Genomic DNA, 22,363 nt, shown 5'->3' with positions numbered 1-22,363 from the left:
ACCTTTTATCACACCAACCGCTTGATCTGCTTGTGTCGCCACACCAGCCGATAATACGCAGTCTGCAACGCCAGCATGGCCAGGTAGGTCAACGGAAACGCCATCCACACCCCTTCCAGGCCGAAGTGGGCGTTGAGCAGGTACGCCATCGGCAGTTCCACGCAGAGCACGCAGAAGATCGAGATCGCCACCGGCATCAACACCACGCCGCTTGCGCGCATGATCCCGCCGATCACGGCCTGGAAGCCGAATACCAAAATGCTCCACAACATGATGTGCAACAGGTGTTCGGCATTGACCCGTGCCGCGTCATCGGTGATGAACAGGCCGAGCAGCCAGTGGGACAGGACATAACCCAGCACAATCAGGCCACCGGTCAGGCAGGTGTTGATCAGCAGGCCGGTGCGCAGGATCGGGCCGATGCGCTCCAGACGCCCGGCGCCAATCGCCTGGGCCCCGAGGATCGATGCGGTAATCGCAATCGACAGCGCCGGGAACTGCACGTAGTTGACGATCTGCGTCACCGCGCCATAGGCCGCCGTGGCCTGGGAACCGTGACCGTTGACCAGGGCGAGGATGACCAGCTCCGACAGCGACAACACCACCATCTGCAAGCCCGTGGGCAAGCCGATGCGCAGGACCTTGCCGAGAATGATCCGATCCAGGCGCAGGGCCGCCAACAATTCACGGTCCGGCGCCATCACATGGTTCTTGTGGCGCAGCCGCATTATCAGAAACAGCATCGCTGCCGCGTTACCCACCAACCCGGCGTACACCGCGCTCTGGATACCCAAGGGCGGCAGGCCGATCCAGCCACGGATCAGCGCCGGTGTCAGCAACAGGCCGACCAGGGTCGAAACCATCAGCGCGAGCAACGGCGAGATCGTGTCGCTGACACCACGCAGCAATTGGGTGTAGAGGATAAAGACCAGCAGCAGCGGCATGATCAACATCATCATCTGTGCATAACCCACGGCGTCGTCGAGCACATCGACCGGCGTGCCGAGTGCCTGCAAGGCCGGGCGCGCAAACAGGCTGCCGAGCACCGCAGCGATCACCCCCACCAACGCCCCCAGAGTCAGTGTGGCGCCGGTGATCACCTTGACCAGCGCGGTTTCCTGCGCGCCCCAGGCCTGGCCGATCAGTACCGAGGCGCCCGCCCCCAGGCCGATCACCAGGGCGATAAAAAAGAACACGATGGGAAACATCCCAGACACCGCCGCCAGCGCCTGGGTGCCGAGCATCTGCCCGACATAGATACCGTTGAGGGTGCCGGAAAAGCTTTGCAGGAAGTTGGACAGCACCATCGGTGCCAGAAAGATCAGGTAGATCTGCCACAGCGGCCGTTGCTGGGTGACTTCCATGAGGGTTCGGATCCAGGAGTTGTTGTTAAACAGGGAAGGCGTCGCGTGACAGCCAGGCCAGGTAGGCCTGCACGTCTACCGGCCAGTGCGCGATCTTGCTGGAAAAATCCGCTGCATCAAAGGCAAATAACGCGCGCGAGGCGTCTTCGAAGCCGGGCAGGTCACCGCCGATGGCACTCATGAACCGATAGCCGGCTTCCTTGGCCTGGCGTATTCGATCACGGGAAGCGTGGGCAGCGCGCGCTTCATCCACCAGCCGCCGCAACGCCGCCGAAGCCCCACCGCGCTGCTGGCCCAGCCATTCCCAATGACGCGGCAATAACGTGACTTCCCGTGCGACCACCCCCAGCTTCGGGCGCCCGACCGAGGGGGGAGCGGGAGGCTCGTCAGTCATGTCGACCTGGGCAGGTGGTTCGGGCGCATAGCCCGCAGGCCAGGGAAAATCGACCTGGTTGCCGGTGGCATCGTCGAAGACCAGGAAGCTGCCCGTGGGCTGGTCAAGCTCGGCGAGCGTCGTGGCGACGTCGGCATAGGAACCTGCCGCCACACGTTGGTGGCGAACAAAGGCGGTGCAAGCAGGAAGGGGGTGCGTAGGCATGGTTATTACCCGGGTGATATGTGTTTTACCCGGATCATATTAGCCAAAGTTTTACCAGATGCAAGGTTATTGTCGTATGGGTCAGAGCTTGTCGCGCTTCATCTGCAGGATCAGGTGAAACGGCATGCTGGATAGACCGTTTCCGACACCGTAATCAGCCCGCCATCTTCATCACGATACTGGCGGATGATATTGATAGCGACGGTGCTGAATCCCCTGCTGGGTTATGACCGTGTGGCGCAGGTTACCCGAAAGGCGGCGGTGCAGTTGGGACTGATCACCGCCGAAGAGTATGAGCGACAGGTACGGCCGGAAAGAATGATCAGCCCCGACTGGTCACGGAATGTGGCGGCCCACAATCAACCACGCGACGATTGCGCTTGTTTTTCTCTTATTACGTGGTCGACGTTGACCCAGTTAAACCTTTCATCTTCTGCGCCCCTACCGCCTTTGCCATCAGTGCCAATATCGACCTCCTTCATCAGGCCTGGGCGCCGGAGAAGTTCAGCTGCGAGCCGAGACCGATCTGTCGGCGGGGACTCTGCAGCGGCACTTTTTAAACTATCGAAGCTGATGTAGTTATCCGCACTCCAGTACTGTTTGAACTTTTCGTCAAGGGCCTGAAGCAGTTCAACATCGCTCATTTTTTGATAGCTTGGCGCTGCATTCTGCGTGGCTACCCTTTCAATAGTGTCGCGCCCGATAATCCCGTCAGACGTGTCAGCATCATGATCGGAATCCAGTTTTCTATTGAGCCCCGGCCGACTGATGATTTCCTTGGCCAACAGGGTCATTCGGTCATCCACAGGGTTACCAGTCAAAGGACGATTTGCAACTTCACGAAGCGATTGCTGAGTGATCTTGCCATCCTGGTTTGGCTTGAAGTAATCAAAATTATTACCCAACTCCGTCGTTAAATCTGAGTCTTTGGCATGTTTGAAATTATTTGCGACCTCAGCATTCTGCGGGCTCACGCCGCTCTCTGCCGGATAATAATTGCGTGCCCCATTGGCGCCATATCCATTTTCAAAACGACTGCGCTGCATGCCACCGTAATACCCCTCTTGCTGGCTCTGCATATTGCCGTAATAATTCCCCGGCGCTCCTTGCATACCACCATAATTCCCTCCTGGCCCACCTCGCGTGCCACCGTTATACGCATCCGGTCCACCCAGCATGTACGCTCCCTCCTGGTCTTCGTACTCAAAGACCACCGCCTGCGCATCACCCAGGCTGATCAGACCATCTTCATGGCCGCCATGGTTGATACCATCGAGTAACTCAACCATTCCTGGACGGCTAAGAACGTCCCTTGCCAGCTGTGTCATTTGATCGTGATACGGATCACCGCTCGGTAGACGATTGGCAGCATGCTCAAGCGTTGCCCTCGTGACAAAACCAGATTCTCCCTGGAAATAAGGGAAGGCGTCGACAAAGGCCCGTGCAACTGTGGAAGTGGGAGGCAGCTGAGAGGTCCCCAGTAAGTTACTCATTGCGGGCTGATTACCAAACCTGGCGCCACCGTCCAACGGATTAGAGTAAGGGTAGTGAGTTTGTATGAACGGACCGAAAAGAGTAGATGTCATTGCAATACCTCAGATAGTTGATGCAAATAAGCCGACCAACGCGCCAGTTAGCATTAAGTCAACATCCATCTGTGGCAACGTGTAAAAGGACAGTTCCATTAAACATGAACAAAAAAACTTACCTGCTGGATAACTAATTCGCACCCCTGTATATGGGCAGTACTACGGCCAGGTCGGTAGTGTTGGCCGCCATCTGAACTACCTACCAAAGGTTTGTGAGGGCCTGCGTAACGTCGGATCAAACGGATTGATCCGCGGCCCGATCGCCGCCGCTTCGCGCTTGAGCAACTCCACCACCATCGGCAACCGGCTCGGCCCCAGGCGATCGCTGATAGTGGCCACACTGAGCGCCGCCACCGCGTGCCCGTCCCGATCGAGGATGGGCACGGCCAACCCGGCCATGCCTTCCAGCACCCCGGTATTGCGCGCCGCATACCCCAGGTTGCGCACGTTCTCCACTTCCGAGCGCAACAGCACTTCGTCATACAGGTGGAAGTCCTTGAGCCGTGGCAGGTTGTAGCGGATCACGGTTTCGCGCTCTTCCTCCGGCAGAAAGGCCAGGATCGCCAGGCTGCCCTGCCCCACCCCCAACGCCACGCGCCCGCCGATATCGCCGGTGAAGGTGCGGATCGGGTACGGGCCTTCGCTGCGGTCCAGACAGATCGCATCGAAACCGCTGCGCGCCAGCAGGAACAGCGAGTCGCCCAATGACGCACTCAGGCGCAGCATGCTCGGGCGCACCAGGTCGCGCAGGTTGCCGGTCTTGCCCGCGTTCGCCGCCAGGGCAAAGAACTCCAGGCTCAGGCGATAGCGCTTGCTGCGTGCGTCCTGTTCGACCATGCCTTCGTCCATCAGGCTACGCAGCAGGCGGTGGGTAGTGGGCTGCGAGAGGCCGACCTGTTGCGCAAGTTGGGTGACGCGTTCGCCGCCCTCCGGCACGTCACCCAAGGTGCGCAGCAGCGCGAACAGCCGGGATACCGCACCGGCACCGACCTCTTTGTTATTTTCATTTCGATCAGTGGAATCCATGACTTTCAATCTCTTTGCAAATTCCGGTGAATGAATAAATAAGAAAATAATAGTCCGTTCAGTGAAATTCCATCTTCCGCCCATCCTAGTCTTCGCCCTAATCTGCGTCCACAGGGGCGAAATGAACAACAACCGGCAGCCGACTCAAGATCGAGCGCCAACGCACCGGCAACACCTCATTCGCATCTGCCCAAAACAAAAAAGCGCGTTTCGACGCGACTCAAAAAAGGTGGAACGCAGACATGGCATTTCTCCAACTCAACGCCTTGAGCAAACGCTACGGCGCCGTCGACGCGGTGGTCGCCACCGACCTTGCGGTGGAAAAAGGCGAGTTCGTTTCCCTGCTCGGCCCTTCGGGCTGCGGCAAGACCACCACCCTGCAAATGATCGCCGGCTTCGTCGACGTGAGCGGCGGGCAGATCCTGCTCGACGGCCGCGACATCACCCACGCCAAGCCCGCCAGCCGTGGCCTGGGCGTCGTGTTCCAGAGCTACGCGCTGTTCCCCCACATGAGCGTGCGCGACAACGTCGCCTTTGGCCTGAAGATGCGCAAGGTGCCGGCCGCCGAGATCGCCAGCAAGGTGAAAACTGTGCTGGAACTGGTGCGCCTCGCCCCCCACGCCGACCGCTACCCGCGGGAACTGTCCGGCGGCCAGCGCCAGCGCGTGGCCCTGGCCCGTGCGTTGGTAATCGAGCCGCCGGTGTTGCTGCTCGACGAGCCGCTGTCCAATCTCGACGCCAACCTGCGCGAAGAGATGCAGTTCGAGATCCGCCGCATCCAGTGCGCCGTCGGCATCACCACCTTGATGGTCACCCACGACCAGGCCGAAGCGCTGTCCATCAGCGACCGCGTGGTGGTGATGCAGGCCGGGCGCGTGACCCAGATCGATGCGCCGTACAAGCTCTACGAACACCCGCGCACGCGCTTCATATCGGACTTCGTCGGCAAGGCCAACCTGCTGGCCGGCGATTACGATCAGTTGGGCACTGCGCAAGTGCGACATGAAAGCGGCGACGGCGAGCTGGTCCTGAGCCTGCGCCCGGAAAAAATCACCCTGGTGGACGCGGGGGCCGGTCGCCTGCAAGGCAAGGTGCTCGACCGCTATTTCTTCGGCAGCCAATGGCTGTACCGCGTCCACACCGACCTCGGCGAAATCACCGTGGTGCGCAGCAACGACGGTAGCGCGCCGCTGGATTGTGGCGCAGCGGTGGGCCTGGACTGGCATTCGGACCTGCTGCGCGTGCTGGCAGCCGATGAGGTGCACGCATGAGTCGTGGTTACCTGCTGTCGCTGCCGGCGCTGGTGCTGTTTGCCGGGCTGCTGGTTTTGCCGCTGGGCCTGACCCTGGTCCTGTCGTTCAACGTGTTCGATTACCAGGTGGGCGTGAAGGCCGATGAATGGACCTTGGCCCATTACCTGTCACTGCTCAGCGACTCGTACTTCTACGAGATCTTCTGGCGCACCTTCTGGATCAGCGCGCTGGTGACCCTGCTGTGCGTGGTGATCGGTGTGCCCGAGGCCTACATCCTCAGCCGCATGGGTACGCCGTGGCGCTCGATCTTCCTGATCCTGATCCTCACGCCATTGCTGATTTCGGTGGTGGTGCGCGCCTTCGGCTGGAGCCTGCTATTGGGCGCCGATGGTTTGGTGAATCAACTGATCCAACTGCTCGGCGGGCGCCCGGTGAAGCTGCTGTACACGCCCTTCGCGGTGATTATCGCGCTGGTGCACGTGATGTTGCCGTTCATGATCATTCCGGTGTGGACGTCCCTGCAGAAACTCGACCCGTCGGCTGAGCAGGCCGCATTGTCGCTGGGGGCCAGCCAGGCCACGGTGATGCGCAGGATCGTGCTGCCACAGGTCATGCCCGGCGTGCTGTCCGGCACGCTGATCGTGTTCGGCCTGGCCGCCAGCTCCTTTGCGATCCCCGGCCTGCTTGGCGGGCGCCGCCTGAAAATGGTCGCCACCGTGGTGTACGACCAATATCTCTCGGAACTCAACTGGCCCATGGGCGCGACCATCGCGGTGGTGCTGCTGTTGGTCAATCTGCTGATCATGCTGAGCTGGAACCGCATGGTCGAAGGCCGCTATAAAAAGTCCCTGGGGGTTTGAGCGCATGTCCAGAAACGGTCCTTTGGCCCTCGGTTTCCACGGCTTGGTGGTGCTGTTCATGATGGCGCCGCTGGTGGTGGTGTGCCTGGTGGCGTTCACCCCGGAAAACACCTTGAGCCTGCCCACCTCGGGCTTCTCCCTGCGCTGGTTTCGTGCGGTGTTCGAGCGTGCGGATTTTATCCAGGCGTTCTATAACAGCCTGGTGCTGGCCTTCACTGCGGCAAGCCTGGCCACATTGATTGCGGTGCCGGCAGCGTTGGCGATCAGCCGGTATTCGTTTCCCGGGCGTAATTTTTTCAGTGCGTTGTTTTTGTCGCCGATCATCATCCCGCACCTGGTGCTGGGGGTGGCGATGCTGCGGTTGTTCGCGCTGATGGGGGTCAACGGCAGCTTTACCTGGCTGATGCTGGCCCACGTGGTGATCGTCACGCCGTATGTGCTGCGCCTGGTGCTGGCGGCCGCCATCGGTATTGATCGCAGTGCCGAACAGGCGGCCGAATCCCTCGGCGCCAGCCGCTTTACGCTGTTTCGCCAGATCACCCTGCCGATGATTCTGCCCGGTGTCGCTGGCGGCTGGTTGCTGGCGTTCATCAACAGTTTCGATGAGGTGACACTGTCGATCTTCGTCAGCTCGCCGGCCACGCAAACCCTGCCGGTGCGCATGTACGTGTACGCCACCGAGTCCATCGACCCGATGATGGCGGCGGTGTCGGCGCTGGTGATTGCGCTGACGGCGGCCACCATGATTCTGCTGGACCGGGTCTACGGCCTGGACCGCGTGCTGGTGGGGAAACATTGATGGCCCTGTTCAAACGCTTGGCCGAGACCGCGCGCCCTGCCCTGTCCTTCACCCTGGACGGCCAACCCGCCAGCGGCTTGCTCGGCGATACCTTGCTCACCGCCATGCTGACCTGCGCCGAGCACCTGCGCGGCAGTGACTTCAGCGCCGAGCACCGCGCCGGTTTCTGCCTGATGGGCGCCTGCCAGGATTGCTGGGTGCGCCTTGAAGACGGTCGCCGCGTACGCGCCTGCTCGACGCTGCTGGAAGAAGGCCAGGCGATCAGCCGCGACCCGGGGCGCCAGCCATGAAGCCGGTGGTGATTGTGGGCGCAGGCCCGGCCGGGATCAGCGCGGCGCGCACCCTGCTCGACCATGGCGTCACACCGTGCCTGATCGATGAAAACCTGCGCGGCGGCGGGCAGATCTATCGGCGACAACCCTTGGGCTTTCAGCGCAGTGCCAGGCAGATCTATGGCTTTGAAGCGAGCAAGGCGCAAGCCGCGCACCGCACGATGGATGAGCTGGCGCCGCTGATCGACTATCGACCGCAAACCCTGGTGTGGAATGCCGAGGACGGTCGCCTGGACCTGCTCGACAACGGCCGTGCCGAGAGCGTCGACTACGCCAGGATCATTGTCGCGACCGGTGCCACCGACCGTATCCTGCCGGTGCCGGGCTGGACCCTGCCCGGCGTGTACAGCCTGGGCGCGGCGCAGATCGCCTTGAAATACCAGGGCTGCGCCATCGGTGAGCGCGTGGCGTTCTGCGGCAGCGGGCCGTTGCTGTATCTGGTCGCCTACCAATACGCCAAGGCCGGGGCCAAGGTGGTGGCGGTACTTGACAGCGCGCCGTTCAGTGCGCAGTGCCGTGCGTTGCCGGCGCTGCTCGGGCAACCACTGACCCTGGCCAAGGGCATGTATTACCGCGCCTGGCTGACGGCCCATGGGATTCCCGTGCATCAGGGTGCCACGCTGCAGAAAATCGACGGAGAACAGCGAGTCAGCGGTATTCGTTGGGATGACCATGTTTTGGCGTGCGATGCCGTCGCTTTCGCTCATGCCCTGCGCAGTGAAACCCAACTGGCGGACTTGCTCGGCTGTGAGTTCGCCTGGAACACCTTGAACCGTGCCTGGTTGCCGCAACGGGACAACGCCGGGCGCAGCAGCGTCAACGGTGTGTACCTGGCCGGCGACGGCGCAGGGATCATGGGCGCGGACGCCGCGAAGATGGCCGGTGAGCGTGCGGCACTGGCGGTGCTGGAAGATTCGGGCGTGGCGATTGATCAGCGCCGCCCCGCCGTATTGGAGCAGCAACTGGCGGGCATCCAGCGTTTTCGTCATGGGCTGGAAACCGCGTTCCCCTTCCCCGAGCAGTGGGCGGCCCAAGCGCCGGACGCATTGATGGTGTGCCGCTGCGAAGAAGTCAGCGCCGGCGAGATACGCGCGGTGGTGGATGAAGGCCACTGGGAGCTCAACCGGGTCAAGGCTCACTGTCGCGTTGGCATGGGTCGTTGCCAGGGCCGGATGTGTGGGCTGGCGGCGGCGGAAATCGTCGCCGAGCGCAGCGGTCGCGGGATTGAACAGGTGGGCCGCCTGCGCGGCCAGGCACCGATCAAGCCGCTGCCGTTTGGCGTGGAGGTGCAGCCATGATCGATGTGATCGTCCTCGGCGGCGGCATCGTCGGCGCCTCGGCAGCCTTGATGCTCGCGCAGAAAGGCCAGCGCGTGGCCCTGGTGGAGCGGGATTTCTGCGGTTCCCATTCCAGTGGCGTCAACTATGGCGGCGTGCGACGCCAGGGTCGGCCCCTGCACCAACTGCCCTTGTCACAGCGCGCCCATCAACTGTGGGCCGACTTGCCGGGGTTGATCGGCATCGACGGCGAATACGTGCGCTCCGGGCATTTGAAGCTGGCGCGCAGTCATGCCGACTTCGCGGCGTTGCAGGCGTATGCCGAGCAGACCCGTGGCTTTGGCCTGGGCCTGCAGTTGCTGGACTACGCCGAGTTGCGCGCACGCTTCCCCTGGGTCGGCGATATTGCCGTGGGCGCCTCGCTGTGTCCGGAAGACGGGCATGCCAATCCGCGTCTGGTATCTCCTGCCTTCGCCCGTGCCGCGCAGCGTTGTGGCGCCGCCGTGTACGAGCAGGCCGAGGTGATGCGCATCGAGCATGACAGCCGCCGGTTCCAGGTGCATTGCGCCAACGGCCTGCACCTGCAGGCAGCGTGGCTGCTCAACTGCGCCGGCGCCTGGGCCGGAAGCGTCGCCGCGCAGTTTGGCGAAGCGGTGCCGATCACCTGCGCGCACCCGGCGATGCTGGTCACCGAGCCGTTGCCGGTGGTGATGAACGTGAGTACCGGCGTTGAAGGCGGCGGGATTTATGCGCGCCAGGTCGCCCGGGGCAACTGCATCCTGGGCGGCGGTCGCGGCTTTGCCCTGGGCCCGTTGACCGCGCGCCCAGGGCAGGCGGCGGTGCTGGAGATCCTGCGCAATGCCGGCGAACTCTACCCCTTTCTCAAAGGCGCCCAGGCCATCCGCACCTGGAGCGGCACCGAAGGTTACCTCCCCGATCACGAACCGGTGATCGGCCCCAGCAGTACCCAACCGGGCTTGCTCCACGGTTTCGGCTTTGCCGGCGCCGGGTTCCAGCTTGGTCCCGCAGTCGGTGAAGCCCTGGCAGAGATCGTCTGCGCCGGGGCCAGCCGCCACCCCATCGAAGCGTTTTCCATCCGTCGTTTCCAAGCCTGAGAGGAAAAACATCCATGAACCCACGCATTGCGCTGTCCTGCTTGTCCCTCGCCCTGCTCGCCTCAACGGCGCACGCCGCGCCCACGCTGTACCTGGGCATGAACGGCGGCACCATGGAACGGGTGTACGCCGACAAGGTGCTGCCCGCGTTCGAAAAGGCCAATAACGTCAAGGTGGTGATTGTGCCCGGCACCTCGTCGGACATCCTCGCCAAGGTCCAGGCCAACAAAGACAACCCGCAGATGCACGTGATGTTCCTCGACGACGGCATCATGTACCGCGCGATCTCCATGGGCCTGTGCGACAAACTGGCGCCGAGCCCGACCCTGGAACAGATCCCGGCCAAGGCGAAGATCAAGGACGAAGCCGTGGCCGTGACCCTCGGCGTGACCGGCCTGGGCTACAACGCCAGGATGTTCAAGGAAAAAGGCTGGGCCGCGCCCACCTCGTGGATGGACCTGGCCGACCCGCGCTTCAAGGAGAAAGTGGTGTTCCAGTCCCTGGCATCGTCCACCTTCGGCCTGCACGGCTTCCTGATGTTCAACCGCATCCAGGGCGGCGACGAAACCAACGTGGAGCCCGGCTTCAAGGCCTGGCCAAAAACCGTCGGGCCCAATGTGCTGGAATACATCGCCAGCTCGGCAAAAATCTCCGAGATGGTGCAGACCGACGAAGCCGCGATCTTTCCTTTGACCCCAACCCAGGTCGCCACCCAGAAGCTGCTCGGCGTGCCCATGGAATACGCGCAGCCCAAGGAAGGCGCCGTGGTGCTGAACGTGGCCGAATGCGTGATCGCCCGCAATGACCAGCCAGAACTGGCGCAGAAACTCGCGGCCTTCCTGCTGACCGCCGAAGCCCAGGCACCGGCGCTGGAAGAAGGCGACCAGATTCTGTCGAACCCGACCACACCGACCACCGACAAGACCCGTGCGCGGGTGGAAGCGATGCAGAGTTACTTGCAGACGGCAATTTCGATCGATTGGGACCAGGTGAACCAGGCGCGGCCGGAGTGGAATGCGCGGTGGAGTCGGTCGATCGAGCGTTAATCAAAGGGGCGCAATCGGCAGCGCGCGCTTGTGTGCTGTCTTGCTGTACGCGCCCTCGACAATCGTCCTCACCCGCTCGCTCACCGGTTCGCCCATCAGGTAGGCGTCGATCTCTGCATACGTGCAACCGTAGGCGTGCTCGTCCAGCTTGCCCGGTACCAGCTCTTCCAGGTCGGCCGTCGGGTGTTTGTGCACCAGGTTGTCCGGTGCGCCGAGGGCCGTGGCGAGCAGGCGCACTTGGGTTTTGGTCAGGCCGGACAGCGGGGCCAGGTCGCAGGCGCCGTCGCCGAACTTGGTGAAAAAACCCATCAACGCTTCGGCGCCGTGGTCGGTGCCCACCACCAGGCCATTGTGCAGGTTGGCCACGGCGTATTGCGCGATCATGCGCGTGCGGGCCTTGACGTTGCCCTTGATGAAATCGACATGCTCGGCGCTGGCTTCGGCGGCGGTCAGGCTGGCCATCAGGCCGTCGACGCTGGCGGCGATGTTGAGGGTGTCGATGTGGTCCGCAGTGATGAAGTCCAGGGAGGCCTGGGCGTCGCGTTCATCGGCCTGGGTCTTGTAGGGCAGGCGCATGGCGATGAAGCGTGCGGCGTAACCCTCGCTGCGCAATTGCTCTGCCGCCATTTGGCACAGGCGGCCGGCGGTGAGGGAGTCGACGCCGCCACTGATGCCCAATACCAGGGCCTTGCAGCCCGAGTGGCGCAAGGTGGTCTTGATGAAGTCGATGCGCCGTTGGATTTCCTCGGGCTCGCCGCCTTGGGTCAACGCGCGATTGATGTTCAGTTCCCGTGCGATACGTTCTTGCATGTCACACCTCCACACTGCCAACGTTGAACACTTGTGCTGCGTACTGCAAAAACGAGGCGTCTTCGCAGACGTTCTTGATCGGGTCATCGGAGAACTTCACCACTGGCTCGCCGTGCACCCGCACCAGTTTCATCACGATGCTCAGCGGCTCGACGCCGTCCACATCGCAGGCCAGGCTGGTGCCCATGCCGAACCCGAACCTGGCCTTGCCGCGCACGTGACGCAGGATCGGCAGGCATTTTTCGAAGTTCAGGCCATCGGAGAACATCAGGTCCTTGGTCATCGGGTCGATGCCCAGTTGCTTGTAGCGGGCCAACACCTTGTCGGCCCAGGCGATGGGGTCGCCGGAGTCCTGGCGCAGGCCGTCGTAGAGCTTGGCGAAGTACAGGTCGAAGTCCTTGAGGAAAAAGTCGGTGCTGATGCAGTCGGTCAGGGCGATCCCCAGGCGACCACGGTACTCGCGCACCCAGTTTTCCAGGGCGGCGTTCTGGCTCTCGCGCAGCCGGCCCAGTTGCTGGTGCACCATCAGCCATTGGTGGGCCATGGTGCCGATCAGCGGCAGGTCGAACTCGTAGGCCAGGTGCGCGTTACTGGTGCCGACGAACTGGCCGGGGAAGTCGCGGCGCATGATGTCGACCACTTCGCGCTGGGCCTTGAACGACAGGCGCCGACGAGTGGAGAAGTCCGATACACGCAGGTCGGCCAGTTCGTCGCGGCTGAGGTTTTTCTCCAGCCAGTCGAACTTCTGGTAGAGCTTGCGGGTGACGTCTTCCAGGGTCACATCGGGGTATTTGTCGCGGTTGCGCAGCTCGCTGACCAACGCCAGTACCGGTTGCTCGAACATGATGCAGTGCAGCATCGGGCCGACCACGCGGATATTGAGTTGGCCGTCGACTTCACTGACGTGGATGTAGCGCAGGTTGAAACGGAACAGGCCAAGGAAGCGCTCGTAATCCGGGGTGAGGTATTCGCGAAAACGCGGGTTGAACAGGAAGCGCAACTCGCCTTCGCGCATCCGCAGGCTGGCGAGTTTCTCCAGTTCGGCACGGATTTCAGGAATCAGGTGGCCGAGCTTTTCCCTGGAGCGGACGATGAAGTTGTACTCCACATCAACGTTGGGGTACTGGTGCAACACCGCCTGCATCATGGTGAAGGTGTAGTAATCGGTGTCGAGCAACCCCTGGATCACCGGGGATTCGTAGTCGTATGCACTTTCCATGGTGTCTCTCCTTAACGCGTGGCCATTGCGGCCAGTTCTTCGCGGGTGCGGCTGATAGCGGCACCGGCCTTGAGCAACTCATTGACCGCCTGTACACCGCCCTCCTCGCTGATGCCTCGGCACGCCGGCAAGTGCAGCACCACTTCCAGGCCGGCCTTGAGCAACTGCAACGCGGTGGTCTTGACGCAGTAATCCAGGGCCAGGCCGCCGACGATCACGCGAACCACGCCTTGGGCTTTCAAATACTCGATGACGCCGGTGGACAGCTTGTCGTGCAGGTCGTGGTAGCAGGCGCCGTAGGGATGCAGGTCGGGTTCGACGCCTTTCCAGATGAAGTAGTCGTAGTCATAAGGCGCGGGCAACTCATCCAGCAGGGTGAAGCCCTCGGTGCCGGGTACACAGTGGCTGACCCAAGTGACATCGGCATGGGCCAGGCCGGTGGGTTGCAACATGTCGCTGTGCTGCGCCACCACCCAGGGCGCGTGCGGGGTGTGGGCGTCCTTACTGCCGACACGATGGCCGGCAAGGCTGGCCATGTAGTTGAGCTCGGCGCCGATCCGGTCACCGCCGGCCACCGGCAACTCGTTGGGGCACAGCGGCGTGAAACTCTTCTGGGCGTCGACGTCGAATGAGGCAATGGCGGTTGTCGCGAGGGTCATGGTGGTTCTCCTGTGGCCTGGAAACAAAAGCACACGTCATGTACTTTCATTGCAACAAACATTTGCGTATCTATCCTGGACTCAGTACATGACATATCTGTTCGATCCGTTAGACTGTGCCGCACTGCTGTTTAGAAGGACATCACATGCCCCGTAGCGCCTACCTCCATACCGTCGACCTGTGCGTGCTGTCTTACTGCCGCATCTCTGGCGAACTGAAACTGCTGCTGAACCAGCGCGACGCCGAGCCCTTCGCCGGGCACTGGGCGCTGCCGGGCGTGGTGGTGAATGGCGGCGTGCAGGACCTGAGCCTCCAGGCTGCGGTGGAGCGCTTGCGGGCGAGTGACAAGGTCGGGCTGGACCTGGCCTGGAGCGAACAGGTGGGGACGGTGGGGGATGCGTTTCGCGATCCGCGCTGCTGGTCGTCGTCCACCTATTACCTGGCGATCGTGAACGAGGACGTGACGCTGGGTGAGCACCAGCGCTGGTATTCGCTGACAGCGGTGGCGAGTGGCGGCATCAAGTTGCCGTTCGATCACAACAGCATTGTGGCAGCGGTGCAGGACCGTTTGTTTTCCAAGTCGTTGTACAGCAACTTGCCGCTGATGTTTCTGGGCAATGAATTCAGCGCACCGGACGCGACCACGATCTTCTCCCTGGTGCTGGCGCGGCCGGTGTTGAAGACCAGTATTCGCCAGCGGTTGTTGAAGCTGACGGAGGCAGGGTATCTGCGCGAGACCGGGCGCAAGAAACAGGGTGAAGGCGGCAGGCCCCAGGCGACGGTGGAGAACCTGAAGCCTGGAGAGATTTACTTCTTCGACCGCAGTTTTGCGGACTAGCCCCGAGTCAACGAACAAAGAGGCTCAACAGTGGGAGGGGGCTTGCCCCCTCACACATTGGGCCCTAGTTCATCCAGTTGCCGCCATCGACATTGTAGGTCTGCGCCACCACGTAGTCGGCCTCTTTTGACGCCAGGAAGATCGCCATTCCGGTCAGGTCCTGCGCCGTGCCCATCCGCCCAAATGGTACCTCGGCCCCTACCCGCTTCTTCTTCTCTCCCGGAGCCAGCCCTTCATGCCTGGCAAACAGCGCATCCACACCATCCCAATGCTCCCCGTCCACTACGCCGGGCGCAATGGCATTGACGTTGATGCCCTGCCTGATCAGGTTCAACCCCGCCGATTGCGTCAGACTGATCACCGCCGCCTTGGTCGCGCAGTAGATCGCCACCAGTGGCTCGCCGCGTCGTCCGGCCTGGCTGGCCATGTTGATGATCTTGCCGCCATGGCCCTGGTGGATCATCTGCCGCGCCGCGGCTTGCAGGGTGAACAGCGTACCGGCGACGTTGATCGAGAACAGCCGCTCGTAGCTGTCGCGGGTGATGTCGACGATGGGTGCCAAGTCGAACAGCGCAGCGTTGTTGACCAGGATATCCAGCTTGCCGGCCTGGGCCACCACGGCGGCAATCGCGCCGTCGATAGAGGCCTGGTCGGTGACGTCCATGGCCACGGCGTAGGCCTGCGGGCCCAGCTCGGCAGCCGTGGCCTGGGCCCGTTGCAGGTTGATATCGGCGATGGCGACTGTGGCGCCCTCTTCGATGTAGGCCTGGGCGAAGGCGCGGCCGATACCGCGCGCCGATCCGGTGATCAGCGCGCTTTTACCTTCCAGTCGTTTCATCAGTAGGTCCCGTCAAAAGTTACTTCGGATAGCCGGCGCGTTTCATCTCGCGCTCGGTGGTGGACTGCGCTTGCAGCAAGGCCTGGTCAACCGACATGCCACCGGTCAGCGCCGCCGAGAACAGCTTGCCGACCGAGGTGCCGATGGCCTGGAACTCGGGGATGGTCACGTACTGGATACCCACGTACGGCACCGGCTTGACGGACGGATGCGCGGGGTCGGCGTGTTTCATCATCTCCAGGGTCACCCGGGCAAACGGGGCCGCCTGCAGATACGCCTCGTTATAGGTGGACTGGCGGGTGCCTGGCGGCACGTTGGTGATGCCTTCTTTGTCGGCCACCAGTTGGATGTAGTCCTTGGACGTCGCCCAACTGATAAAGGCCTTGGCGGCGTCCTTGTGTTTGGAAGTGGCCGGGATCGCCAGGGACCAGGCGTAGAGCCAGGACGAACCTTTATCGGTGACCTCGGTGGGCGCGGCAGCAAAGCCTACGCTGTCGGCCACTTTGCTCTGGCTTTTATCGGTGGTGAAGGAGCCGGCGACGCTGGCATCGACCCAGATTGCACATTTGCCGCTATTGAACAGCGCCAGGGTTTCGTTGAAGCCATTGCTGGACACGCCCGGCGGGCCGTACTGTTTGAGGGTATTGACATAGAAGTTGGCGGCCGCGGTCCACTCGGGGCTGGTCAGCTCGGGCTTCCACTGTTCGTCGAACCAGCGCGCGCCAAAGGCGTTGGCCATGGTGCTGAGCAAGGCGATGTTCTCGCCCCAGCCGGCCTTGCCGCGCAGGCACATGCCGTATTGGCCCTTGTCCTTGGCGGTGAGCTTGGACGCGAACTCACCGAGCTGGGTCCAGGTGGGGTGCGCCGGCATGCTCAGGCCCGCCTGCTGGAACAGGTCGGTGCGGTAGTAGGTGACAGTGCTTTCGCCGTAGAACGGCAAGGCATAGAGGGTGTTGTCGACTGACAGGCCCTGGCGTACCGAGGGGAAGATATCGTCGACATCGTAATCGGCCGGCAGTTGGGCCAAGGGTTCCAGCCAGTGCTTGGCGCCCCAGAGCGGGGTTTCGTAGGTGCCGATGGTCAGCACATCGAATTGCCCACCCTGGGTGGCGATGTCGGTGGTGAGGCGCTGGCGCAGCACGTTTTCTTCCAGCACCACCCAGTTGAGCGTGATGTCCGGGTGCTGGGCTTCGAACACCCTGGACAGGCGCTGCATGCGGATCATGTCGCTGTTGTTGACCGTGGCGATGGTGACGGTGTCGGCGGCGTGGCTGGGCATGGCCAGTGCCAGGCCGGACAGCAGGAACATCACTTGCGGGAGCTTGAACATGGCGGTTTCCACCTGTTGTTTTTGTTGTTGAGCGCCGATTACAGCAGCTTGGCCAGGCCCTCACAAACCCGTGGCGGATGCTCGACTGGTACTTTTTTAACCCGGGCGTGCGAGTTAAAAAAGTATCAGTGCCGGACGCAAGCGGGGGTAGCGCCTGAACGCCCGAGGCGCGTATTTTGAAGCGATTACAAGAACCCCAAGAAGTCCGCTCATGCCCATCAGCCGTGCCACGCTGTTCGAGCACCGCCCCGCCGAACTGGAAGTGATCCTGCCCGAGCCGGACCACTGTTTCCGCTGGTTCGAACACGACTACCCCTACGACCTGGCGCGTTGGAACCACCACCCCGAATTCGAAATCCACCTGATCCGCCAAGGCAGCGGCAAACTCGTAGCGGGCGACTACATCGGTGCATTCAGCGCCGGGCATGTCGCACTGATCGGCCCCGACCTGCCCCACGACTGGATCGGCGAACTGGCCCCCGGCGAATACCTGAGCGGCCGCGACGTGGTGCTGCAATTCGACGGCGCCGCCCTCCTCGCCCTGCGCAACACCCTGCCGGAGCTGGGCGACCTGCAGCCGTTGTTCGAACAGGCTCGCCGTGGCCTGGAGTTCACCGGGGACACGGCGCTGCAGGCCGCCCACCTGATGGAAGCCATCGGTAACGCCCAGGGCCTGCAACGCTTGATCCTGTTCCTGCAATTGCTCGACACCCTGAAAAACACCCCGCCCCATCAGGCCAAGGCCCTGGCCAGCCCCTGCTACGCGCCGACCCTGGATGCACGCAGCGCCGAACGCATCAACAAGGCATTCGACTATTTGATGCGCGAGCTGACCGGCGATGTGCGCCTGTCGGTGATCGCGCAACAGTTGGAGATGAGCGAACCGGGCTTTTCGCGCTTCTTCAAGCGCAACACCGGCCACGGCTTTATCGAGCTGATGCGCAAGTTCCGGGTACAACGCGCCTGCCGGCTGTTGCTGCAAAGCGATATGTCGGTGGCGGACATCTGCTTTGAAGTGGGCTACGCCAACCTGTCGAATTTCAACCGGCACTTTCGCATCGAGATGAATCAGACGCCGAGTGACTATCGACGGGAAACCGCGACGCACCTGTTCCACCGCATCGAAAAATGACACCCGGTCAATTCTGACCAAAAGGTCGACTAATCCTATTTTTTTCCAAGCTGATCAATCGATTGAACAAAGTTGGTACAGCCTGTGCAAACGTTTGCGGTACGAACTTGGCGACCAAGTTCACCTCTACCCGAAGAATCGGGTTCAAACCGCGTACGAATAGGGATTTTCAATGCATTCCACCTCAAGGCGTCCTACCTGCTTTGGTGTTTCCTTGCTACTGACCGCCGTTACGGGACTACTCAGCGCGCCCGTTTTGGCGCAGGAAAAACCCGTCGATGACTCAGCACAGGGCGAAACCCTCAGCCCGGAAGCCAACCCGGCGAAAAAAGGCGTGTACCTGTCGGATTGGTTCAACCAGGACCTGACGCTGATCGGCAGCAAAGACATCAGCTTCGGCCCCAAGCCGCAGGATGACGTCTATCTGGAGTACGAATACTTCGGTCGCAAGGGGCCTTTCGAGTTGTACGGCTATATCGACGTGCCGAAGATCCTCACCATCGGTAACAGTAATGACAAGGGCGTGTGGGACCATGGCTCGCCGGTGTTCATGGAGCATGAGCCGCGGATTTCCATCGACTACCTGGCGGGCCGCAGCCTGGCCATCGGGCCGTTCAAGGAATGGTACGTGGCCTTCGACTGGATCTACGACCACGGCAGCAACAAGGCCAACCGCGCCAATACGCTGTACAGCGGCCTGGGCACCGATATCGACACCCACTCGCGGGTCAACCTGTCGGCCAACTTCTACGGGCGTTACCAGTGGGAAAACTATGGCGCCAGCAACGAATATTCCTGGGACGGCTACCGTGCGCAAATGAAGTACATCGTGCCCATCGGCAAATTCGATAACGGCGCCTCGCTGACCTACATCGGCTTTACCAACTACGATTTTGGCTCGGACCTGCACAAGGACAACCCTGCACGCACCGCCAACTCGCTGGTGGCCACCAACGTGCTGCTGTATTCGTTTACCCATCTGCGCTTCACCCTGGTCGGCCGTTACTTTCATAACGGCGGCAACTGGGAAGACGGCAGCGAGTTGAATTTCGGCGAAGGCAATTTCCGCGCCCGCTCGGACGGTTGGGGTTACTACGCCGGCGTGGGCTATCAATTCTGATCAAGGAGCTTTAGATGAACGCATTGACCCGTCTCTCAATGGCCGTTGGCCTGACCTTTCTGCCCCAGGTGGTGCTGGCCGATGCACCCGCGCCGATCAAGCCCAAGGTGATGCTGATCACCATGTTCGCCCCCGAGGCGCAAACCTGGATCGACCGCCTGGAACTCAAGCAGGAAGTGCGCGTGCCGGGCCTGTCCGCCGAGTATCCGGTGATCCGCTGCAATACCCGGGATGTGTGCCTGCTGGTCACCGGCATGGGCCAGACCAACGCCGCGGCCTCCACCCTGGCATTGGCCCTTTCGCCCAAATTCGACCTGCGCCAAAGCTATTTCCTGACCGCCGGGATCGCCGGTATCAGCCCCAAGCACGGCACGATCGGCACCGCCGCGTGGGCGCATTACCTAGTGGAATTCGGCACCCAATGGGAGCTGGACTCACGGGATGCGCCGAAGGATTGGCCGACCGGCTATCTCGGCATCAACACAAAGGGCCCCAACGAAAAACCACCGCTGGACTACAAGACCGAAGTGTTTGAGCTGAACCCCAAATTGCAGGCCAAGGCGTTTGCCCTGTCACAGAAGGTCGAGCTGACGGAAAGCAAGGAATCCAGCGCCTGGCGCAAACACTACCCGGCCGCGCCGGCCAACCAGCCGCCGCAAGTTACGCGCTGCGACACCCTGGCGGGCAACACCTGGTTCTCCGGCACGCGTTTGAGCGAGCGCGCCGAGGTGTGGACCAAGCTGCTGACCGACAACAAAGGCGAATACTGCACCACGCAGCAGGAAGACAACTCCACCTATGAGGCCCTGCTGCGCGCCAGCCGCGAAGGTTTGGTGGACATCCAGCGCCTGGCGGTGGTGCGGGCCGGTTCGGATTTCGACCGGCCGTACCCGGGCTACAGCGAAGTGGATAACCTGTTGAAGTACGCGGACCAGGGCGGTTTTGTCCCGGCGCTGGAGAACCTGTACCGCACGGGCAACCCGCTGGTACAGGCGATCCTCAACAACTGGTCGGCCTGGGAAAAAGGTGTTCCCGAGGCATGACCGCCAGGATCAGGGCAGGAAGATGAGCTTGTCTGCGCTGCCCTGGTTCACCTCTTCGAAGCACTGCACCCCATCGGCCAGCGCGACTTCACGCAGGCCGGTGGGCAGCGGCAACAAGCCTTCATCGAAGAACCGCCCGAACTGCTCCAGCATCACCGCACACTGCTCGCAGTTGTAGAGCAACGAATTGATCCCCACCACCGAACCGCCCTTGCGGTACAACGCCAGGGCCGGCAGTTGTACATGGCCGTCCACCGGTGCGGCGATAATAGCGATGCGGCCGAACGGTGCCAGGCCTGCCACGGCGGCGGGCAGCCAGAAGCCGGTGGTATCGAAGATCACATCCGCACCGCCCTTGAACACGGCGTTGACGTGCGCGCCCAGGTCTTCCGGCTTGCCCAGGGCAATCGCGGCGAAGCCCTGGCTCTGCAAGACTTCAACCTGTTCCGGGCGACGTACGGCGGCCAGCACCTGGGCGCCACGGATCTTCGCCAAGGCCAGGGTCGCACTGCCCACCGCGCCATTGGCGCCGATCACCAGCAGGCGTGTGCCCTGGGTCACGCCACTGCGCTCCAGTGCATCCCAGGCGGTGGTGTACGGCACACCAAGGCCCGCGGCCTGGGCGAAACTCAGGTGGGTAGGCTTATGTGCCACGCCCTTGGCCGACACGGTGAGGTACTGGGCATGGGAGCCGTCGGCAAAAAAGCCCAGGTCACGGCCGGTGCCCCACACTTCCTGGCCGACCAGCGCCTGCGGACCTTCAACCACAATCCCGGCGAAATCACGGCCGGGGATGCGCGGCAAGGTGGTATAGGGAAAACGACCGAGCACGTTTTTGACGTCGCTGGGGTTGAGGCCCGCAGCCTTGATCTGGACCAGCACTTCACCCACGGCCGGCACCGGGGTGACGACGTCGACAAAGCGCAGGTTGTTGAGGTCGCCGGTGGCAGTAAATTGCAGTGCTTTCATGGCCAATATCCATCGAAGAGAAAAAAGAGATCAGGAGAACCAGGTGCCCACCAGCTGCCGCCCCATGGGCCAGAGCTTTTCACCCAGCAACATGCCCATCAGGCCGATCAGGGCGATGGCCGGCGGTGCGGGCGAGCGGAAGTCGAGGGCGCCGTAGATCACGCCGACAAACAGGCCGATGGCCAGGGAAATGAGGTAGTTCATGGGGCAGCGCCTTGTGGGTGGATGCGCTCAGTGTAGAGAGCACCAGCCTGAAGCATCGGCCAAGTGCTTCAGGATTTCGGCCAACCCCTCAGCCCACGTATTGCGAGGGCGCCACACCGAGTTCACGCCGGAACATGTCGCTGAAACTGCTGGGCGAATACCCCAGTGAACGCGCGATGGCGCTGACCGACTGGCCCTGGATCAACTCTGCCACCGCCGTGGCCAGTTGCACCTGGCGGCGCCATTCGGCAAAGCCCATGCCCAGGTGGGTCTGGAACAGCCGCGCCAGGGTGCGCACGCTGGCGCCGGCGGCTTCGGCATGCTGCTCGAAAGGGATCTCCAGGGACGGCGCAGCCATGACCGCCTGACAGGCATTGATCAGCCGACGGTCGGCCTCCACCGGCATGGCGATGCGAATCGGCGAGCGACGCGCCCGTTGCAGCTCCAGCAAAGCCAGGCTGACCAGCGCGTCGTAGTAAGCCACCTCACCGTTGTCGCCCTCGTCCACCAACGTGACGATCAGCTCGCGCAACAACCCACCGACTTCGATCACCTGCACCTGGCTGTCCAGCGTTGCCGCCAAGGCCGGGCGCAGGTAGATATTGCGCATCTGCAAGTCCGAGACCACGCGGATACCATGCTCCACGCCGGGCGGCAGCCATACGGCACGCTGTGGCGGCACCACCAGCGCTTCCTGCGGGGTGTCGACCCACATCACGCCGCTCATGGCATAAAGCAACTGGCCCCAGTCGTGGCTGTGGGGCTCAATGTAGAGCCCACGCGGATAGGTGCGCGCCAAAGGTTGCACGGGAACGGCAGGATCACTGAGGTCAGGCGGCGCGGCCAGGGCCATGGGGTGCACATCATTCGAAGGAGAGTCGCTATGGTAATCACCGCCGCACGACAATCCGAGCGATTTTTGCGGCCCGCAAACCGTGTGG

General features: G+C 62.3%; 22 protein-coding genes and 1 pseudogene. 11 read left to right on the top strand and 12 right to left on the bottom strand.

Annotated features, from left to right (window positions below; all coding sequences use genetic code 11):
• Window positions 1–8: 8 nt before the first annotated feature.
• The 4 genes from LUU92_RS11850 to LUU92_RS11835 form a co-directional block, all read right to left on the bottom strand.
• Entirely contained in the window at window positions 9–1,364 is a 1,356-nt protein-coding gene (locus tag LUU92_RS11850) for an MATE family efflux transporter (RefSeq protein WP_257103664.1), read from the bottom strand.
• Between the two features lie 25 nt (window positions 1,365–1,389).
• Complete coding sequence (locus LUU92_RS11845) at window positions 1,390–1,962, bottom strand: DUF2239 family protein (RefSeq protein WP_257103663.1); 573 nt, start codon at window positions 1,960–1,962, stop codon at window positions 1,390–1,392.
• Window positions 1,963–2,321: 359 nt separating this feature from the next.
• Window positions 2,322–3,455, bottom strand: a complete 1,134-nt coding sequence (locus tag LUU92_RS11840; protein WP_257103662.1) for a hypothetical protein — start codon at window positions 3,453–3,455, stop codon at window positions 2,322–2,324.
• A gap of 291 nt (window positions 3,456–3,746) precedes the next feature.
• Window positions 3,747–4,577 (bottom strand): IclR family transcriptional regulator, encoded by an 831-nt coding sequence (locus LUU92_RS11835; protein WP_071491265.1) that lies wholly within the window; start codon window positions 4,575–4,577, stop codon window positions 3,747–3,749.
• A 242-nt stretch (window positions 4,578–4,819) separates the two neighbouring features.
• Here LUU92_RS11835 and LUU92_RS11830 point away from each other — a divergent pair, with 242 nt between their 5' ends.
• The 7 genes from LUU92_RS11830 to LUU92_RS11800 are packed head-to-tail and all read left to right on the top strand — an operon-like array spanning window position 4,820 to window position 11,259.
• Entirely contained in the window at window positions 4,820–5,848 is a 1,029-nt protein-coding gene (locus LUU92_RS11830) for an ABC transporter ATP-binding protein (protein WP_257103661.1), read from the top strand.
• Window positions 5,845–6,690 (top strand): ABC transporter permease, encoded by an 846-nt coding sequence (locus tag LUU92_RS11825; RefSeq protein ID WP_257103660.1) that lies wholly within the window; start codon window positions 5,845–5,847, stop codon window positions 6,688–6,690. Before LUU92_RS11830 ends, LUU92_RS11825 begins: the two co-directional genes overlap by 4 nt.
• A 4-nt stretch (window positions 6,691–6,694) precedes the next feature.
• The gene (locus LUU92_RS11820) at window positions 6,695–7,489 is read left to right on the top strand and encodes an ABC transporter permease (protein ID WP_071491262.1); all 795 of its coding nucleotides are present in this window, start codon (window positions 6,695–6,697) and stop codon (window positions 7,487–7,489) included.
• The gene (locus tag LUU92_RS11815) at window positions 7,489–7,779 is read left to right on the top strand and encodes a (2Fe-2S)-binding protein (protein ID WP_071491261.1); all 291 of its coding nucleotides are present in this window, start codon (window positions 7,489–7,491) and stop codon (window positions 7,777–7,779) included. The genes LUU92_RS11820 and LUU92_RS11815 overlap by 1 nt, the downstream gene beginning before the upstream one ends.
• Window positions 7,776–9,119, top strand: a complete 1,344-nt coding sequence (locus tag LUU92_RS11810) for an FAD/NAD(P)-dependent oxidoreductase (RefSeq protein ID WP_092245780.1) — start codon at window positions 7,776–7,778, stop codon at window positions 9,117–9,119. The genes LUU92_RS11815 and LUU92_RS11810 overlap by 4 nt, the downstream gene beginning before the upstream one ends.
• Window positions 9,116–10,213, top strand: coding sequence for an NAD(P)/FAD-dependent oxidoreductase (locus LUU92_RS11805; protein WP_222539967.1), 1,098 nt, complete (start codon window positions 9,116–9,118; stop codon window positions 10,211–10,213). Before LUU92_RS11810 ends, LUU92_RS11805 begins: the two co-directional genes overlap by 4 nt.
• A gap of 14 nt (window positions 10,214–10,227) precedes the next feature.
• Window positions 10,228–11,259 (top strand): ABC transporter substrate-binding protein, encoded by a 1,032-nt coding sequence (locus LUU92_RS11800; protein ID WP_257103659.1) that lies wholly within the window; start codon window positions 10,228–10,230, stop codon window positions 11,257–11,259.
• Here LUU92_RS11800 and nadE read toward each other — a convergent pair whose 3' ends face one another.
• The 3 genes from nadE to LUU92_RS11785 are packed head-to-tail and all read right to left on the bottom strand — an operon-like array spanning window position 11,260 to window position 13,947.
• Window positions 11,260–12,069, bottom strand: coding sequence for an NAD(+) synthase (nadE, locus tag LUU92_RS11795; RefSeq protein WP_071491257.1), 810 nt, complete (start codon window positions 12,067–12,069; stop codon window positions 11,260–11,262). It lies immediately after the preceding gene.
• Window position 12,070: 1 nt separating this feature from the next.
• On the bottom strand, window positions 12,071–13,288 hold the full coding sequence (gene pncB / locus LUU92_RS11790; protein ID WP_071491256.1) for a nicotinate phosphoribosyltransferase: 1,218 nt from the start codon (window positions 13,286–13,288) through the stop codon (window positions 12,071–12,073).
• A gap of 11 nt (window positions 13,289–13,299) precedes the next feature.
• A complete protein-coding gene (locus LUU92_RS11785) occupies window positions 13,300–13,947 on the bottom strand; it encodes a nicotinamidase (RefSeq protein WP_257103658.1) in 648 nt (215 codons plus the stop codon).
• A gap of 146 nt (window positions 13,948–14,093) precedes the next feature.
• On the opposite strand from LUU92_RS11785, the gene LUU92_RS11780 reads away from it, so the two are divergent.
• Window positions 14,094–14,786: an NUDIX hydrolase gene (locus LUU92_RS11780; RefSeq protein ID WP_257103657.1), complete on the top strand. Its 693-nt coding sequence runs from the start codon at window positions 14,094–14,096 to the stop codon at window positions 14,784–14,786.
• A gap of 64 nt (window positions 14,787–14,850) precedes the next feature.
• Here LUU92_RS11780 and LUU92_RS11775 read toward each other — a convergent pair whose 3' ends face one another.
• Together LUU92_RS11775 and LUU92_RS11770 are read right to left on the bottom strand one after the other, a co-directional pair.
• Window positions 14,851–15,624 (bottom strand): L-iditol 2-dehydrogenase, encoded by a 774-nt coding sequence (locus LUU92_RS11775; protein ID WP_257103656.1) that lies wholly within the window; start codon window positions 15,622–15,624, stop codon window positions 14,851–14,853.
• Window positions 15,625–15,643: 19 nt separating this feature from the next.
• Complete coding sequence (locus tag LUU92_RS11770; protein WP_371322053.1) at window positions 15,644–16,933, bottom strand: ABC transporter substrate-binding protein; 1,290 nt, start codon at window positions 16,931–16,933, stop codon at window positions 15,644–15,646.
• Window positions 16,934–17,165: 232 nt separating this feature from the next.
• Here LUU92_RS11770 and LUU92_RS11765 point away from each other — a divergent pair, with 232 nt between their 5' ends.
• From LUU92_RS11765 to LUU92_RS11755, 3 genes are all read left to right on the top strand, one after another.
• Entirely contained in the window at window positions 17,166–18,086 is a 921-nt protein-coding gene (locus tag LUU92_RS11765) for an AraC family transcriptional regulator (RefSeq protein ID WP_257103654.1), read from the top strand.
• A gap of 172 nt (window positions 18,087–18,258) precedes the next feature.
• Window positions 18,259–19,206 (top strand): nucleoside-specific channel-forming protein Tsx, encoded by a 948-nt coding sequence (locus LUU92_RS11760; RefSeq protein ID WP_071491250.1) that lies wholly within the window; start codon window positions 18,259–18,261, stop codon window positions 19,204–19,206.
• Between the two features lie 14 nt (window positions 19,207–19,220).
• Window positions 19,221–20,249, top strand: coding sequence for a purine-nucleoside phosphorylase (locus LUU92_RS11755; protein WP_071491249.1), 1,029 nt, complete (start codon window positions 19,221–19,223; stop codon window positions 20,247–20,249).
• Window positions 20,250–20,258: 9 nt separating this feature from the next.
• On the opposite strand, the gene LUU92_RS11750 is transcribed toward LUU92_RS11755, so the two are convergent.
• The 3 genes and pseudogenes from LUU92_RS11750 to LUU92_RS11740 all read right to left on the bottom strand — a co-directional run bounded on the left by LUU92_RS11750 (window position 20,259) and on the right by LUU92_RS11740 (window position 22,275).
• A complete protein-coding gene (locus tag LUU92_RS11750; RefSeq protein ID WP_257103653.1) occupies window positions 20,259–21,218 on the bottom strand; it encodes a quinone oxidoreductase family protein in 960 nt (319 codons plus the stop codon).
• A 30-nt stretch (window positions 21,219–21,248) separates the two neighbouring features.
• A complete protein-coding gene (locus tag LUU92_RS11745) occupies window positions 21,249–21,422 on the bottom strand; it encodes a DUF1427 family protein (protein ID WP_076955279.1) in 174 nt (57 codons plus the stop codon).
• Between the two features lie 68 nt (window positions 21,423–21,490).
• Window positions 21,491–22,275: pseudogene (locus tag LUU92_RS11740) on the bottom strand (AraC family transcriptional regulator).
• Window positions 22,276–22,363 lie beyond the last annotated feature (88 nt).

It is taken from the genome of Pseudomonas extremorientalis (assembly GCF_024584605.1).
GTDB classification, from domain to species: domain Bacteria; phylum Pseudomonadota; class Gammaproteobacteria; order Pseudomonadales; family Pseudomonadaceae; genus Aquipseudomonas; species Aquipseudomonas extremorientalis.
This window is presented reverse-complemented; position numbering and strand designations above follow the sequence as displayed.